The 13,849-nt window shown below is 65.1% G+C and carries 14 protein-coding genes; 5 read left to right on the top strand and 9 right to left on the bottom strand.

Annotation, left to right across the window (positions count from 1 at the left end):
- The first annotated feature begins 3 nt into the window (after positions 1 to 3).
- Positions 4 to 1,143, top strand: a complete 1,140-nt coding sequence (locus tag PRZ01_RS15605; protein WP_273597725.1) for a DUF2332 domain-containing protein — start codon at positions 4 to 6, stop codon at positions 1,141 to 1,143.
- A 163-nt stretch (positions 1,144 to 1,306) separates the two neighbouring features.
- Positions 1,307 to 2,911: an ABC transporter substrate-binding protein gene (locus tag PRZ01_RS15600; RefSeq protein WP_273597724.1), complete on the top strand. Its 1,605-nt coding sequence runs from the start codon at positions 1,307 to 1,309 to the stop codon at positions 2,909 to 2,911.
- A 35-nt stretch (positions 2,912 to 2,946) separates the two neighbouring features.
- Here PRZ01_RS15600 and PRZ01_RS15595 read toward each other — a convergent pair whose 3' ends face one another.
- From PRZ01_RS15595 to queA, 8 genes are read right to left on the bottom strand one after another with little or no spacing between them, the layout of a single operon-like run.
- Positions 2,947 to 4,134: an ABC transporter permease gene (locus tag PRZ01_RS15595; RefSeq protein WP_273597723.1), complete on the bottom strand. Its 1,188-nt coding sequence runs from the start codon at positions 4,132 to 4,134 to the stop codon at positions 2,947 to 2,949.
- A complete protein-coding gene (locus PRZ01_RS15590; RefSeq protein ID WP_273597722.1) occupies positions 4,131 to 5,108 on the bottom strand; it encodes an ABC transporter ATP-binding protein in 978 nt (325 codons plus the stop codon). The genes PRZ01_RS15595 and PRZ01_RS15590 overlap by 4 nt, the downstream gene beginning before the upstream one ends.
- The gene (locus tag PRZ01_RS15585) at positions 5,105 to 6,109 is read right to left on the bottom strand and encodes an HlyD family secretion protein (protein WP_273597721.1); all 1,005 of its coding nucleotides are present in this window, start codon (positions 6,107 to 6,109) and stop codon (positions 5,105 to 5,107) included. The genes PRZ01_RS15590 and PRZ01_RS15585 overlap by 4 nt, the downstream gene beginning before the upstream one ends.
- The gene (dacB, locus tag PRZ01_RS15580) at positions 6,106 to 7,596 is read right to left on the bottom strand and encodes a D-alanyl-D-alanine carboxypeptidase/D-alanyl-D-alanine endopeptidase (protein WP_273597720.1); all 1,491 of its coding nucleotides are present in this window, start codon (positions 7,594 to 7,596) and stop codon (positions 6,106 to 6,108) included. The genes PRZ01_RS15585 and dacB overlap by 4 nt, the downstream gene beginning before the upstream one ends.
- A gap of 2 nt (positions 7,597 to 7,598) precedes the next feature.
- Positions 7,599 to 8,006 carry an arsenate reductase (glutaredoxin) gene (arsC, locus tag PRZ01_RS15575; RefSeq protein ID WP_273597719.1) on the bottom strand — a complete coding sequence of 136 codons (408 nt, stop codon included), beginning with the start codon at positions 8,004 to 8,006 and terminating at the stop codon, positions 7,599 to 7,601.
- Positions 8,007 to 8,045: 39 nt separating this feature from the next.
- On the bottom strand, positions 8,046 to 8,918 hold the full coding sequence (locus PRZ01_RS15570) for an alpha/beta hydrolase (protein WP_273597762.1): 873 nt from the start codon (positions 8,916 to 8,918) through the stop codon (positions 8,046 to 8,048).
- A 31-nt stretch (positions 8,919 to 8,949) separates the two neighbouring features.
- On the bottom strand, positions 8,950 to 10,137 hold the full coding sequence (locus PRZ01_RS15565) for an amino acid aminotransferase (RefSeq protein WP_273597718.1): 1,188 nt from the start codon (positions 10,135 to 10,137) through the stop codon (positions 8,950 to 8,952).
- 37 nt (positions 10,138 to 10,174) lie between these two features.
- Entirely contained in the window at positions 10,175 to 11,233 is a 1,059-nt protein-coding gene (gene queA, locus PRZ01_RS15560; RefSeq protein ID WP_273597717.1) for a tRNA preQ1(34) S-adenosylmethionine ribosyltransferase-isomerase QueA, read from the bottom strand.
- Between the two features lie 128 nt (positions 11,234 to 11,361).
- Between queA and PRZ01_RS15555 the strand changes: the two genes are divergently transcribed.
- Positions 11,362 to 11,748 (top strand): TraR/DksA family transcriptional regulator, encoded by a 387-nt coding sequence (locus tag PRZ01_RS15555; protein WP_273597716.1) that lies wholly within the window; start codon positions 11,362 to 11,364, stop codon positions 11,746 to 11,748.
- 80 nt (positions 11,749 to 11,828) lie between these two features.
- Positions 11,829 to 12,209: a hypothetical protein gene (locus PRZ01_RS15550; RefSeq protein WP_273597715.1), complete on the top strand. Its 381-nt coding sequence runs from the start codon at positions 11,829 to 11,831 to the stop codon at positions 12,207 to 12,209.
- Between the two features lie 29 nt (positions 12,210 to 12,238).
- Here the strand turns inward: PRZ01_RS15550 and PRZ01_RS15545 are convergent, their stop codons facing one another.
- The gene (locus PRZ01_RS15545; RefSeq protein WP_273597714.1) at positions 12,239 to 13,222 is read right to left on the bottom strand and encodes an alpha/beta hydrolase; all 984 of its coding nucleotides are present in this window, start codon (positions 13,220 to 13,222) and stop codon (positions 12,239 to 12,241) included.
- On the opposite strand from PRZ01_RS15545, the gene PRZ01_RS15540 reads away from it, so the two are divergent.
- On the top strand, positions 13,221 to 13,817 hold the full coding sequence (locus PRZ01_RS15540; protein ID WP_273597713.1) for an ABC transporter ATP-binding protein: 597 nt from the start codon (positions 13,221 to 13,223) through the stop codon (positions 13,815 to 13,817). The genes PRZ01_RS15545 and PRZ01_RS15540 overlap by 2 nt on opposite strands.
- The last annotated feature ends 32 nt before the right edge of the window (positions 13,818 to 13,849 follow it).

Genomic DNA, 13,849 nt, shown 5'->3' with positions numbered 1-13,849 from the left:
CCTATGCCAACCGACATCAACACTCAAGCGCGCTGGGCCCAGCGCTTTCGCCACTTCGCGGCGGTGGATTGCCCGCAAGACCCGCTGTATGTCGCGCTCTGCCTGGCCATTGCCAACACGCCGGAGCTGCTCGATTTGATGAATCTGGCGCCGCCCACCCAGGCCAAGGTCAATCTGCTGCTGGCGGCCTTGCATGAGCGGGTTCTTGCGGGCGTACCGCACGCCATGGCAGCCTACTATCCCAGCGTGGGGGGCACCCGTTTGCCGGACGAGCAACTGCCTGGCCTGTTGCTGGACTTTGCCCGCTGCGAGCGCCCGACCATTGAAGCCCATCTGCACAATGGCAAGACGCAGACGAATGAGATTGGCCGCTGTGCCGTGCTGTGGCCGGCCCTGCAATATATTGCCCGGCTGCGCGACTGCGAGGCCTTGAGCCTGATCGACTTCGGCTGCAGCGCCGGCCTCAATCTGGGAGTGGAGCACTACCACTACCGTTATCGCAAACTCCATTCCCCTTTCAGCCTGGGGGCCGCCCCGGGCCCAGGCGTGCCCGAGATCGATTGCGACTGGCTGGGCGACACGGCCCCGCCGCCCGCCCAGCCCTGGCGGATGGTGCAACGCCTGGGCCTGGACCTCTCCCCCGTGGATGTTCGCGACCCAGCGGCCTTGCGCTGGCTGCGCGCCTGCCTGTGGCCCCATGACCGCGAGCGGGCGCAGCGCCTGGAGCAGGCCGTGGCATTGACCCGTGGGCATGAACCCGAGTTGCTGCAAAGCGATGACGGCCTGGGCCTGTTGGCCACCCGCCTGACGCAAGATCCCGCGGGGGCTATGCGGCGAACCCAGCCTATCTTGTTCAACAGCTGGGTGTTGTACTACTTCGAGCCCCAGGCCTTGGCAGAGCACCGCGCCCGCGTAGCTCAGCTGATATTGCGCCACGACCTGATGTGGCTGAGTGCGGAATCCGCCGCGCAATGCCCGCCGGGCCTGGACTTGCCGCCCTTGGCGGCGCACTTGCGCGCCGACGCCGCTACCTTGTGGACCCTGCAATGGGCTGAGGCCGGCCAGCTGCGCCAGCAAGCCCTGGCCTGGTCGCATCCGCATGGGCGCTGGGTGCAGTGGCTGGCGCCCGACCTCTCCGCTTGAAAGCGTCAAAGCCGACCCAAACAGGCCCAAACAGGCCCAAACAGGCCGGTGGCGCGTTGAGCGAAGAACTTACACTGACGCGGCTGCCGTTCAAGGCACCGTAGACCTCAAACGCGCCGCGCCCACCGCCGCTGCGATCTCGATCACCCTGCCTCCTCACGCCATGCGCCGCCCGCCCCTTCCCTGGCTGAAACTGAAACTGTGCCTGATCTTGGGCATCGCCACCGCACTGAGCGCCGCCCCGGCCCTGGCGGCCCGGCCGCTGGTTTACTGCGCCGACGCGAGCCCCGAGGGCTTTGATCCCGGCCTGTGGGACAGCGCCAGCACCAACACCGCGAACCGGCAGATGTTTCAGGGCCTGCTGGGCTTCAAGCGCGGCACGACCGAGCTGGTGCCCGTGTTGGCGTCGAGCTGGTCGGTCTCGGCCGACGCGAAAACCTTCACCTTCACCCTGCGCGAGGGCGTGAAGTTCCACACCACGCCGTATTTCAGCCCCACGCGCACGCTCAATGCGGACGATGTGATGTTCACCTTCGGGCGCTTCATCGACCCGCAGTCGCCGTTCAACAAAGCCTTTCCTGCCACCTTCGTCTACCCGCAAAACATGGGCCTGGCGCGCATGCTCGCCGGCATCGACCGGGTGGACGACCGCACCGTGCGCTTTCGCCTGCACAACCCCAACATCACCTTCGCCACCAATCTGGCGATGGCCTGGGCCAGCATTCAATCGGCCGAGTACGGTGCGCAACTGCTTCAGCAAGGCCGCGCCAGCCAGATCAACAACCAGCCCGTGGGCACGGGCCCGTACCGCTTCAAGTCCTACGCCAAAGACAATGTGCTGCGCCTGCAAGCCAACCCCGACTACTGGCGCGCCGGGCAAGTCTCGCCCGGGCTGATCTTCAGCATCAGCCGCGAACCCACGGTGCGGGTGCTCAAGCTGCTGGCGGGTGAATGCCAGGTGGCAGCGGCGCTGCGCGATGTGGACGTGTCGTCCTTCGACGGGCGCAGTGACGTGAACGTCATGAAGGTGCAGGCGCTCAACATCTCCTACCTGTCCTTCAATCTGAAAAAGCCGCCCACCGATCAACGCGAAGTGCGCGAGGCGCTGGACATCGCCATCGACCGCCAAGCCATCTTCAAAGCGTTGTTTCCGCGTGGCGATGCCATGCAGGCGGTAAGCGCCTTTCCGCCGGCTATTCCGGGCTACAACCACCAGCTGAAAAACGAGTACAACCCCGAGCGAGCGCGGCAATTGCTCGCTCAGGCGGGCTTCCCCAAGGGTCTGGACATCGACCTTTGGGCGCTGCCCGTGAGCCGCCCCACTAACCCCAACGGCCAGTTGATGGCGCAACTGATTCAGCAGGACTGGGCTCGCATCGGCGTCAAGGCCACCATCAAAACCTTTGAGTGGGGCGAGTACCTCAAGCGTGCCAACAAGGGCGAACACAGCGTCTACATGAGCGGCTGGTCGGGCGAGACCGGCGATGCCGACGAATTCCTAACGCCAAATCTCAGCTGCGCCTCCAACCGCAGCGGCATCAAATTCTGCAACCCGGCGTTCGAAAAGCTGATCGACGAGGCCCGCATTAGCACCGATCCCCAACGGCGCAACAAACTCTACGAAGAGGCGCAAGTGATCTTCAAACGCGAACGGCCCTGGATCACTATGGCGCACTCCACCGTCTACGTCCCGGTGCGCAAGGACGTGCACGGCTTCGTGATGTCGCCCAGCGGGAGTGTGGATTTCGAGGGCGTTTACCGGGACTGACTGAGGCAACAACGTCGGGCGCGGATCATCCCCTTTCAATCCAAGGTCTGCCGGTACCGCGCCAAGCCCAGCAAGGCTGCGGCGGCCAGAAAGGCCAGCATGGGCCACAGCTCGGGCAGTAACTCCTGCGCGCCACTGCCCTTGAGCAAAATCGCCCGCACGATGCGTAAAAAGTGCGTCAGCGGCAGCAACTCGCCCAGGTGTTGCGCCCACACCGGCATGCCCCGGAACGGGAACATAAAGCCCGACAGCAAAATGGACGGCAGAAAGAAAAAGAAGGTCATCTGCATCGCCTGCAACTGATTGCGTGCCAGCGTCGAGAAGGTGAAGCCCACGCCCAGATTGGCCAACATGAACACGCCGATCATGCCCAGCAGCAGCGGCACGCTGCCCAGCATGGGTACCTCAAACAGGGCCCAGGCCGCCAGCATGATGACGGTCAGCTGCACATAGCCGATCAGCACGTAAGGCAGGATCTTGCCCAGCATCACCTCTGCCGGGCGCACGGGCGTGGCAAGCAGGTTTTCCATGGTGCCGCGTTCACGCTCACGGGTCATGGCCAGTGAGGTGAGCATCACCAGCGTCATGGTGAGAATGGTGCCTATCAGGCCCGGCACGATGTTGTAACGCGACAGGCCCTCAGGGTTGTAGCGCTTTTGCAAGCGCAGATCAAAGGGCGCAGGCCGGGGCTGCAAGGCGGCCAGCGGGCCGACCAAGTCGTGGCTCAGTGCCGTGTCGCGCAGCTGCAAGAGGGCCGCAATCGCATTGCCAGCGGCAGCCGGATCGGTGGCATCGGCCTGCACCAGCAAGGTGGGGCGCTCACCGCGAATCAAACGGCGGGTAAAGCCCTCAGGGATAACGACGATGAACTGCACCTCGCCGCGTTCCATCAGCTCGTCCGCCTCGCGCTCGCTGGCCGGGCTTGCCACCACGTTGAAATAACCCGTTTGTTGCATGGCACCCAACACGCTGCGCCCCATCACGCCGGTGTCATGCGAGATCACGGCCATCGGCAAACTCTTGGGGTCGGTGTTGATGGCGTAGCCAAACAAGATCAGCTGGATGATGGGCACGCCTACCGCCATGGCGAAGGTCAGGCGGTCGCGCAGCATCTGCTGGAACTCCTTGACGAAGATGGCCCACACCCGCGCCCAGGAAAAGCGTTGATGGGCCGTTGAGCCTGCCCCGGCGCCCTTGAGGGCCGCATTCACCCCGCTGTTCACGCGGCCACCCCGAAGTTGTCGGCCGCACGGGCGATGAGGCTGACGAACACATCTTCCAGATTGGCCCGTGCCGGCTCACAGTGCACGCCGACCTGCTGGCGCAGCGGCCCCAGGGCCTGCATCAACAATGCTTCGTCTTGCGCGGCCACATGCAGCGCATTGCCGAAGGCGGCGACGCTGAGCACGCCGGGGGCGGCTTTCAACGCCGGCACCCATGGGGCGAGATGCGGGCCCGACAAAGACCACACATGCAGCCCGGCGTCGGCAATGATTTGCGCCTCGCTGCCACGCGCCAGAATCTTGCCGTAGGCGATGTACACCAGCTCATGGCAGCGCTCGGCCTCGTCCATATAGTGCGTGGACACCAACACGGTGATGCCCTCGTCGGCGAGCCGATGGATTTCGTCCCAAAAATCGCGGCGCGCCTTGGGGTCCACGCCCGCCGTCGGCTCGTCCAGCAGCAGCAGGCGGGGCGAATGCAGCAAGCAAGCGGCCAAAGACAGGCGTTGCTTCCAGCCCCCTGAAAGCGAGCCCGCCAGCTGGTGCGCCCGGCTTTGCAGGCCGAGCCGCTCCAGGGCTTGGTCGACGGTGTCACGGCGATCGGGCAACTCGAACAAGCGCGCCACGAAGTCGAGGTTCTCGCGGATCGACAAGTCCTCGTAGAGCCCGAACTTCTGCGTCATATAGCCCACCTGACGCTTGATCGCAGCGGCATGCTGCCGAAAGTCCAGCCCCAGGCACTGGCCCTCGCCAGCATCCGGCGTCAGCAGGCCGCAGAGCATGCGGATGGTGGTGGTCTTGCCGCTGCCGTTGGGGCCCAGAAAACCGCAGATGCGGCCCGGCGCCACTTGCAGATCAATGGCATCCACCACCGCGCGCCCGCCGTAAACCTTGCTCAGGCCGCGAACGTCGATGGCCCATTCAGCCCCGGGTGCAGCATCAAGCGCTGCGCTCATGCCGATGTTCAAGCTCATGGCTGAACGCGCACGTCCATCGGTTGGCCTGGGTGCAGGCGCTCAGCATCCTGCAACTGCACGGGCCGCGCCTCGACCATGAACACCAGCTTGGCGCGTTGCTCGTTCGAGTAGATCACCGGCGGCGTGTATTCAGCCTGTGCCGAGATGAAGCTGATTTGCGCGGCGATGGGGGCGCCGCAGCCGTCGCAGCTGAGCCTAACGGCTTGCTTCAGCGCCAGGCGGCCCAGCTGCGCTTCGGGCACGTAAAAGCGTGCCTTGCGGCGGGCGGGTGGGAGCAGCGCCAGCACGGGCTGGCCGGCAGCCACCCATTCACCAGGGCGATAGAACACGTCTTGGATCACGCCGGCCTCGGGAGCGCTCTGGCGGGTTTGCGACAAACGCCATTGGCTTTGCTCGCGCAAGCGCGCGGCGGCAAGCGCGAGTTCACGGGCGCTTTGACGCTCGTCCTCGCGGGCGGGCAGGTGGGCGGTTTTCAGGGCCGCTTCCAACTCGCCCACACGTGCCTGGGCTTGGTCGAACTTGAGCTGGGCGTCTTCCACCGCCGCCCGGGCGACGAAGTTGCGCGTCAACAATTCTTGCTGGCGTTGCAAATCGGCCTGTGCCAAGGCGCGGGCGCTGCGGGCCTGGCGCAATTGCGCCTCAGACACCGCCAATTCTTCCGGGCGGCGGCCTTTGCCAGCGTCGGCCAGCTGGGCGCGTGCGCTGTCGGCACGGGCTTGCGCTTCGGCATCAGCGGCCCGCTCCACCGCGCCTTCCAACACGAACAGCACTTGCTGCGCCACCACGGTGTCGCCCACCTGCACGGGCAACTCGGCCAGGCGCCCGGCCACCGGCGCGGCAAGATACAGCGGCTCCCCTTCAACATAGCCCGCCCAGGCCGAGGGCGGGGCTGGTTTGCAAGCGGCCAGCAGGCACAGCAGCCCGGCGCCAATCAACCCTGTGCCGATATGCGCCGATCTGCACGCCGATATCCGCTTGAATTGCACGTCATGTGTCATTGGCGCCCCACCCATTGCACGATTGCGTCCAGTACGGCACGGCCCTGGGCCGTCGCCTGTTCGTCGTTGATGATAGCCACCAGCACCCAGGGGCGGCCTTGGCTGTCATCAACAAAGCCCGCCAGGGCCGCCACGTCGCGCAAGCTGCCGGTCTTAAGGCGCGCCAAGCCTTCAGCACGCGTGCCCTTGAGGCGACGGCGCAGCGTGCCATCAACGCCCGCAACCGGCAGGCTGGCCAACAGCTCCGGCGCGTGCGGGCCGTGCCAGGCCTGTTGCAACAAGGCCGCCAACAAGGCCGGTGTGAGGCGCTCAGCTCGCGACAAGCCCGAGCCGTTGTCCAGCACCAAGCCGCGATCGTCCAACTGATGGCGGGCAAGCCACTGGCGCACCGTCCGGTCTGCGGCGGCTTGGGTGGTCGGTGCTGCGGTGGCCTCAGCACCGCTGCCCAGTTGCAAATAGATCTGCCGCGCCAGGGCGTTGTCCGACTGCTTGAGCATCTGGCGCAGGGTGTCTGCCAGCGGGCGGCTCAGGTGACTGACACGCACTTGGGCCTGGGGCGGGGTGGCCCCTTCGAGCACCGGGCCCGAGAGCGTGCCGCCCAATGCCGTCCAGATTTGGCGTACGGCCTGGGTGGTCAGCCATTGGCGGTCCACCCCATTGAGCGTGAAGCTTGCCGAGCAGCCGCGGGGAAATTCGCCCTGCAATTGAACGATGACATCGCCCGTTGACGTGCTTGCGCTGGACTCAAGCGCGGGGGGCAGCGAGCGGCGGGCGATGACCGGGCTCTGCCACCCGGCCGCCCAGTCTTCACAGGGGCGGTCGACCCGGCGCATGGCGGTGCTATCCACCTGCAGCCCGGTCCAAGCAGGGCTGGTGCGGGCCGTCAAGCGGTCGCCATCGGCCTGCAGCACCAGGTCGACCAGGTTGCCATTCAAGCCCAGGGCATCGGGGATGGCGTTGTAGGCGTACTCGGGGGTGGTGTCGAAGGGTGGCGCCCCCAGATCCGGCCGCGCGGGCTGAAATAGCGTGCGGTCCACCACCAGCCCGCCTCGGATCTCGCGCGCGCCTTGTTCGCGCAGCTGCCGCAGCATCCACCACAAAGCGCCCCAATCGAGATCTGTGTCGGCGCCGCCGCGCAGATACAGCGCCCCTGGCAAAACATCACCCTGCGGCTCAGACTCGGTCAACAAGTCGGTACGGCCCCGGGCATTGGGGCCCAGTTGATCAAGGGCCACCAACGCCGTCAACAGCTTGATGGTGGAAGCCGGGCGAAAAGCCACGTCCGCCTGAACACGCCAACCGCCTTGCTCCTGATCAAGCGGTACGGCGACCAAGCCCAGCGACTCGGCCGGCAATTGCGCTTGCTGCAGCAGCGCCGCCAGCTCGGGAGGCAGCGCGATATGCGGCGCCGAGGGCGATTGAAGCGGTGGCAGCGCACAGCCCGCCAAGGCCAAACTCAGGACGATCGCCCCCAGGCCACGCGCCATGTTCAGCCCGCCTCGCCGGTGGATTTGACGGTCGTCTTGCCGGTCGTTTTGGCGGTGGCTGGCAGCAGCGTCAGCACGGTTTCAGCAGGCCGACACAACTTCGCCCCCAGAGGCGTCTGCACCACGGGGCGGTGCATCAAGATGGGATGTTGCACGATGAAGTCGAGCAGTTGCTCGTCCGTCCAATGCACCTCGCCCAGGCCGAGTTCGGCATAGGGCGTGCCGCGCTCGCGCAGCAACTCACGCACCGTGATGCCCATATCGGTCACCAGCTGGCGCAGCGTGGCTTGGGACGGCGGGGTCTTGAGGTATTCGATCACCTGCGGCTCGTAGCCAGCTTCACGGATCAGCGCCAGCGTGTTGCGCGAGCTGCCGCAGGAGGGGTTGTGATAAATGGTGATGTTGAACATGGTGGGTCGACCCAAAATACACAAAAAATACGCTCAAAATCAAGCGCCGAGGCCGCGCGCGAAGGCCAAAATTTCAGACACCACGCGAGGCGTGGCCAAAGGCGCGTCGATGTCGCCCGCCAGCACATGCTGGCCTGGGCTCTCGCTGTAGTCGACGTCGATCAGGCGTTTGGGCACACTGCCAAAACGCGCAAACGCCCGCAGCAGCGCCGGCACATGAATCACCGTGTCGCGGCGCGAGTACATCATCAGCAAAGGCGTGTGGACCTGCTCGAAGCGCAGGGTTCGCAGCTGCGCCACCAGGGTCATCATGGGCACCAGGGCCACGGTCGGGTGGCGGGTGGTCCAGAATTTAGCCCGCGCCTCGCTGCGCGCCGGCCCGCCCATATGGCGGCCATGCACCCATTCCACCAACCAGCGGCCCAGGCGCCAGTTGAACAATTCGGCCAACGGGTCTTTGGGTCGAAAGTTGGGCGACACCATGACCCACGCCGCCACCGACAGGGCCTCGGGCGCACGCAGCGCCGCCCAGGCCGCCAGGGTGGCGCCGGTCGAGGTGCCCATCACCAGCACGCGCTCGCCCAACAGGCGGCCGATGGCCAAGGCCTCACGCACATCGTCTTTCCACTGGCGCAGGGTCATGCGCTCCATGGCGTGCGCGGGCCGGCCGTGACCGCTCAAACGGGTGTAGAACACATGGCCGCCCAGGCCCTGGGCCACCCGCTCGGGCACCGGCGCCAACTCTTGCCGGGTGGCCGTGAAGCCGTGCAGATACACCACCGCCCAGGGCGCCCTCACCTGCCCTTGCGGGCCCCAGATGATGGTCTTCTCGCAGCCGGGCCTGACATCGCCCCAACGCGCCTCGGAGTCGGCCAGATAGCCGTCCAGCTCGCTCAGGGTGCCAGGCAGCACGGGTTTCAAGCGGGCAGCGTCAATGCAGCGCTCAGGACAGCACGGCCGCCATAGCTGCGGCGGTGGCCTCGACGTTCTTGTTGTTCAGCCCCGCCACGCACATGCGACCCGAACGCACCAAATAGACGGCAAACTCGTTCTTCAAGCGGTCCACCTGCTCGGCACTCAGACCGGTGTAGCTGAACATGCCTCGCTGGGTCAGGAAGTAGTCGAAATTGCGGCCCGGCAGCTTGGCCGTCAGCACTTCATACAAGGCATTGCGCATGGCGTGAATGCGCTCGCGCATTTCCGTCACCTCGCCTTCCCACAGGCTGCGCAGGGCCGGATCGCTCAGCACGCGGGCGACGATCTGGCCGCCATGCAGAGGCGGGTTGGAGTAGTTGCGGCGGATCAAAAACTTCAGTTGGCCCAGCACATTGACGGCCTGCGCCGCGTTGGGGCACACCACGCTCAGAGCGCCACAACGCTCGCCATACAAACTCATGCTCTTGGAGAAGCTGTTGGCCACGAAGAAGGGCAGGCCGGCATCCGCCATGGCGCGAATAGCGAAGGCATCTTCTTCAATGCCGTCGCCATAGCCTTGGTAGGCCAGGTCCAGGAAGGGCAACAGTTCACGCGCTTTCAGCACCGGGATCAGCTCATCCCATTGCATGGGTGTGAGGTCGACGCCCGTGGGGTTGTGGCAGCAGGCGTGCAGCAACACCACGCTCTTGGGCGGCAGGGCGTCGATGGCGGCCAGCATGGCGGAAAAACGCACGCCGCCGGTAGCCGCGTCGTAATACGGGTAGGTTTTGACCTCCACGCCCGAACCCTCAAACACCGCACGGTGGTTGTCCCAGGTGGGATCAGACACGTAGATGGCGCTGTCCGGAAAATAGCGCTTGATGAAATCGGCGCCCACCTTGAGGCCGCCGCTGGAGCCCACGCTCTGGATGGTCACGGTGCGCTCACGCACGGGGTTATCTTCGCCGAACAACAAGCCTTGCACCGCGGCGCGGAAATTGGCCGCGCCTTCCATTGGCAGGTAGGGACGCGCACCCGCCTCAGCCACCACGGCCAGTTCAGCCTGGCGCACGGAATCGAGCATGGGGATGCGGCCATCGTCATCAAAGTAGATGCCGATGGACAGATTGATCTTGCCCGGACGCGGGTCTTTCTGGAAGGCCTCGTTGAGGCTCAGGATCGGATCGCCGGCGTAGGGTTCGACGTGTTGGAACATGGCTTGGACTCCAGGTGCGAAAGTTTGTGGACGATTATCAGCCGTGCTGCACCTCAGCGGCAGTGCGCTGCAGCAGCATCGCATCCCCGTAGCTGAAGAAGCGGTACTGCCCGGCGATGGCATGGCGGTACAGCGCCATGATGGCCTCATAACCCGCAAACGCACTGACCAGCATCATCAGCGTGCTTTTGGGCAGATGAAAGTTGGTGACCAGCACGTCCACCACGCGGAAATCAAAGCCCGGCGTGATGAAGATGGCCGTCTCACGCGCGCCCGCCTGCAGCGTGCCGCCCTGCGCGGCGGACTCCAGCGCCCGCAAGGTGGTGGTACCCACCGCCACCACACGGCCGCCGCGGGCCTTGCAGGCGGCGATGGCGGCCACGGTCTCGGGGGGCACCTCGAACCATTCGCTGTGCATCTTGTGCTCGCTCAGGGTGTCAACCCGCACCGGCTGAAACGTGCCCGCGCCCACGTGCAGCGTGACATGGGCGGTAGCCACGCCGCGCGCCCCCAGGCGTGCCAGCAAGGCGTCGTCAAAATGCAAGGCCGCCGTGGGCGCGGCCACCGCGCCGGGTTCGCGGGCGAATACGGTTTGGTAACGCCTGACGTCATCGGCTTCGTCCGCATGCTCGATATACGGCGGCAAGGGCACATGGCCATGCTGCTCCAGCAAAGCGAAGGGATCACTGGGAAAGCGCAAATGGAACATGCCGTCGTCCGGCCCGCAGCGGCCCAACACCTCGGCATCGAAGGCATTGGTGAAACGCACCCAACTGCCCGGCTTAGGAGATTTGCTGGCGCGCAAGTGCGCCCACACCTCATTCGTGCCGGGCAGCACGCGCTCGATCAGGCCTTCCACCGAGCCTCCCGTGGCCTTTTGGCCATAGAGCCGCGCCTTGATGACCCGGGTGTTGTTGAAGACCAGCAGGTCGCCGGGCAACAGCAAGTCGGGCAGGTCCCGAAAAATACGGTCGACGGGCGGCTGGCTGCGCCCGTCCAGCAAACGCGAGGCGCTGCGCTCGGCGGCGGGATGTTGGGCAATCAGCTCGGGCGGGAGAGCGAAATCGAAATCGCTGACAGTGAATTCACGCGGCATGTCTTGAGGGCCGAACAGACCCGTACCAATGGGAGGAGCCGCATTTTCCCATGCACGCCAAAGTTGATGTTGGTCAAGGTGCTGCCCCACAGCCGGTGCGAGCATGAACGCAAGGAGAGATGCCAACCATGAGCCTTCACCTCACACCCGGCCAACAGGCCTTGCTGGACGCTGATTTGCGCCAGCGGCAACGCGCGCTGACGCAAGAATTGCAAGACCAGATGGGTTCGCAAAACCGTGTCGAACACGCCCGCGAGCAATTGCAGCAAGAAGTTGATGGCGAGCAAGCCCATCAGGCCGACCGCGAAGTCGACTTGGCGCGCAGCGACCAACTCCTGCTTGAACTGAGTCAGGTCAATGACGCCCTGCAACGCGTGCATGCCCCCGACTTCGGCCAGTGCAGCGACTGCGGCGGCGCGATTGCCTTTGACCGGCTGCGCCTCAACCCGGCTGCCACCCGCTGCATCGGCTGCCAGGCCAAGATCGAAAGACCCAGCCGCGCAAGCAGCCTCTGAACCGACGGGGCGCTTCAGTGCCGCCCTGCTCTTTTGTTCACACCCTTCTATTCCTCTTCAACAACAAGGACACCGTTTCCATGACGACATTCCACGCCGTAGTCTGGCTTGATCATCAACAAGCCAAGGTCTTGCAATTCGACGCCGAGCACGTGCAGGCCGAAAAGATCAAATCCCACTCACACCACACCAAGCAACACGCCAGCGCCGTGCGCACCGAGCATGAGTTCTTTGGCGAGGTGGTTGACGCCCTGACCGGCATCGTCGAGGTGCTGGTGGTGGGCTCGAGCACCGCCCAGTCCGACTTCAAGCACTATGTTGAAAAGCATCGCCCGCAGGCCGCCAAGGCCATCGTCGGCTATGAAACGGTGGACCACCCCACTGAGAACCAGTTGATCGCCTTTGCCCGCAAGTACTTCGTGAAGCACGACCGCATGGCCGGCGTGCCCACGCCAACCTGAGGACAAGCCGCGGGGCCAAGGCCGCAGGCTCAGCGCGATCGGGGCGGCTCGGCCAGTTCCGCCATCAGGCTGCGCATCGCTTCCCGGTAAATGCCGGGCGCCTCTTTGTGCAGGCCGCTGTGGGAGCCCCCCGCGATTTCGACATAACGTACCGGCACCCGCCCCGCTTGCTCGGCTGCGTCGCGCAGGCGCCGGCCCAGTTGCACCGGCACCGTGTTGTCGGCATTACCATGGACGATGAGCATGGGCGCATCGACGCGGCCAATTTTGTCGATGGAATCAAACTCCAGCGTGGTGATGGCGCCGGCCAACTGGCCGATGGCGCCAATCTCACGCGCCACATCGGGCATGCGGGTAAAGGTGGACTCCAGAATCAAAGCGCCATAATCGCGTCCCCGGTGCAGGCCGCTGGCCAGCGTGACCGCGACCGAGCCGCCCATCGAATGGCCAAAAATCACCCGCCGCCCTGGGTCCGGCTGGTGCTTCACCAGTTCCGCGTAGGCCACGGCCGCATCAGCGGTGATGGTGGCTTCTGACGGGATGATGGCCGTGCTATCGCCCCAACCCCGGTAGTCCACGGCCAGAATGGCAAAACCCGCAGCACGCAAAGCCTCGATCTTGGGCAGATTGCCATACAGGCTGCGCAAGGTGCCGTGCAGATAAAGCAAGGTCGGCGCTGCGGGGTCGGCTTGAGGCAACCACCACATCGCCAATTGCCCACCGCCTGACGCCTGCGCCGGCTTGGACTCCGATGTGGATAAATTCACAAAATAACGCTGATCGCCCGGGTGCATGCCCGCGCCATCCGTGGCATATGCCTCAGGCCGGCCCGGCGAAGGGCGCAGCACCAACTCCCGCTGCTGGGCATCCAGCCAGGCGCAACCCCCCAGCGAAACCAGCCCCGCGGCCAGGGCCAGCCCGCGCAACCAGCGCCGCGTACCTAGGGGGGAGGCACGCCTGTCGCTGCGTTTAGAAACAGTGAGTTCGCCATCAGCGGCAATAATGCGCGCCATGAAATTGCCTATGTCCATCTGCCTGCACTCGTCCTGGGTGTCGAAACTGTCGCTGCTGAGTGTTCTGCGGACCGTGAGTACGGCCAGCCTGAGCGCACTGCTGCTGTCGCAAAGCCCGGCTCAGGCCGCGAATGATGCCAGCGAAACGCCACCCCCTGCCGAAATGGGCCGATTCGAGGGCCCCTCTCACTGGCGCCTGGTCGGCTCGCCCTACACCTTGCACTATCACCCCAGCCCCGAGCATCGCCACGTTTGGGCCCTGGGTGCCGAAAAGCAATGGGATGACACCCAGTGGTTGGCAGGTGCCTCTTATTTCAGCAACTCCTTCGGCCAGCCCAGCGCCTATGCCTATGTGGGCAAGCGCTACCCCGGCGCCTTCGGCTACGCCCCGCCCAACGTGTTCGTCCAATGGTCGGCCGGCCTGCTGTACGGCTACGTGGGCAAGTTCAAGGACAAAGTGCCGTTCAACCACGGCGGCTTCTCACCGGGCCTGCTGGCCACTGTGGGCTGGCAGTTTTCCCCCAAGAACGGCGTCGCTCTGCATGCCCTGGGCGATGCGGGCTTGATGCTGCAGTTCTCCCACGAGCTGGATTGAGGCGCCGTCTGGCCCTGAAAACGTGCTGACGA

It is taken from the genome of Roseateles koreensis (assembly GCF_028595305.1).
Lineage (GTDB): Bacteria > Pseudomonadota > Gammaproteobacteria > Burkholderiales > Burkholderiaceae_C > Paucibacter_A > Paucibacter_A koreensis.
This window is presented reverse-complemented; position numbering and strand designations above follow the sequence as displayed.

Bases quoted from the DNA above. Each gene is read 5' to 3' on its own strand.
- PRZ01_RS15600 (WP_273597724.1), top strand. From the start codon at position 1,307: ATGCGCCGCCCGCCCCTTCCCTGGCTGAAACTGAAACTGTGCCTGATC.
- queA (WP_273597717.1), bottom strand. From the start codon at position 11,233: ATGCCGCGTGAATTCACTGTCAGCGATTTCGATTTCGCTCTCCCGCCC.
- PRZ01_RS15605 (WP_273597725.1), top strand. From the start codon at position 4: ATGCCAACCGACATCAACACTCAAGCGCGCTGGGCCCAGCGCTTTCGC.
- PRZ01_RS15585 (WP_273597721.1), bottom strand. From the start codon at position 6,109: ATGACACATGACGTGCAATTCAAGCGGATATCGGCGTGCAGATCGGCG.
- PRZ01_RS15540 (WP_273597713.1), top strand. From the start codon at position 13,221: ATGAAATTGCCTATGTCCATCTGCCTGCACTCGTCCTGGGTGTCGAAA.
- PRZ01_RS15590 (WP_273597722.1), bottom strand. From the start codon at position 5,108: ATGAGCTTGAACATCGGCATGAGCGCAGCGCTTGATGCTGCACCCGGG.
- dacB (WP_273597720.1), bottom strand. From the start codon at position 7,596: ATGGCGCGTGGCCTGGGGGCGATCGTCCTGAGTTTGGCCTTGGCGGGC.
- PRZ01_RS15565 (WP_273597718.1), bottom strand. From the start codon at position 10,137: ATGTTCCAACACGTCGAACCCTACGCCGGCGATCCGATCCTGAGCCTC.
- PRZ01_RS15550 (WP_273597715.1), top strand. From the start codon at position 11,829: ATGACGACATTCCACGCCGTAGTCTGGCTTGATCATCAACAAGCCAAG.
- PRZ01_RS15545 (WP_273597714.1), bottom strand. From the start codon at position 13,222: ATGGCGCGCATTATTGCCGCTGATGGCGAACTCACTGTTTCTAAACGC.
- arsC (WP_273597719.1), bottom strand. From the start codon at position 8,006: ATGTTCAACATCACCATTTATCACAACCCCTCCTGCGGCAGCTCGCGC.
- PRZ01_RS15555 (WP_273597716.1), top strand. From the start codon at position 11,362: ATGAGCCTTCACCTCACACCCGGCCAACAGGCCTTGCTGGACGCTGAT.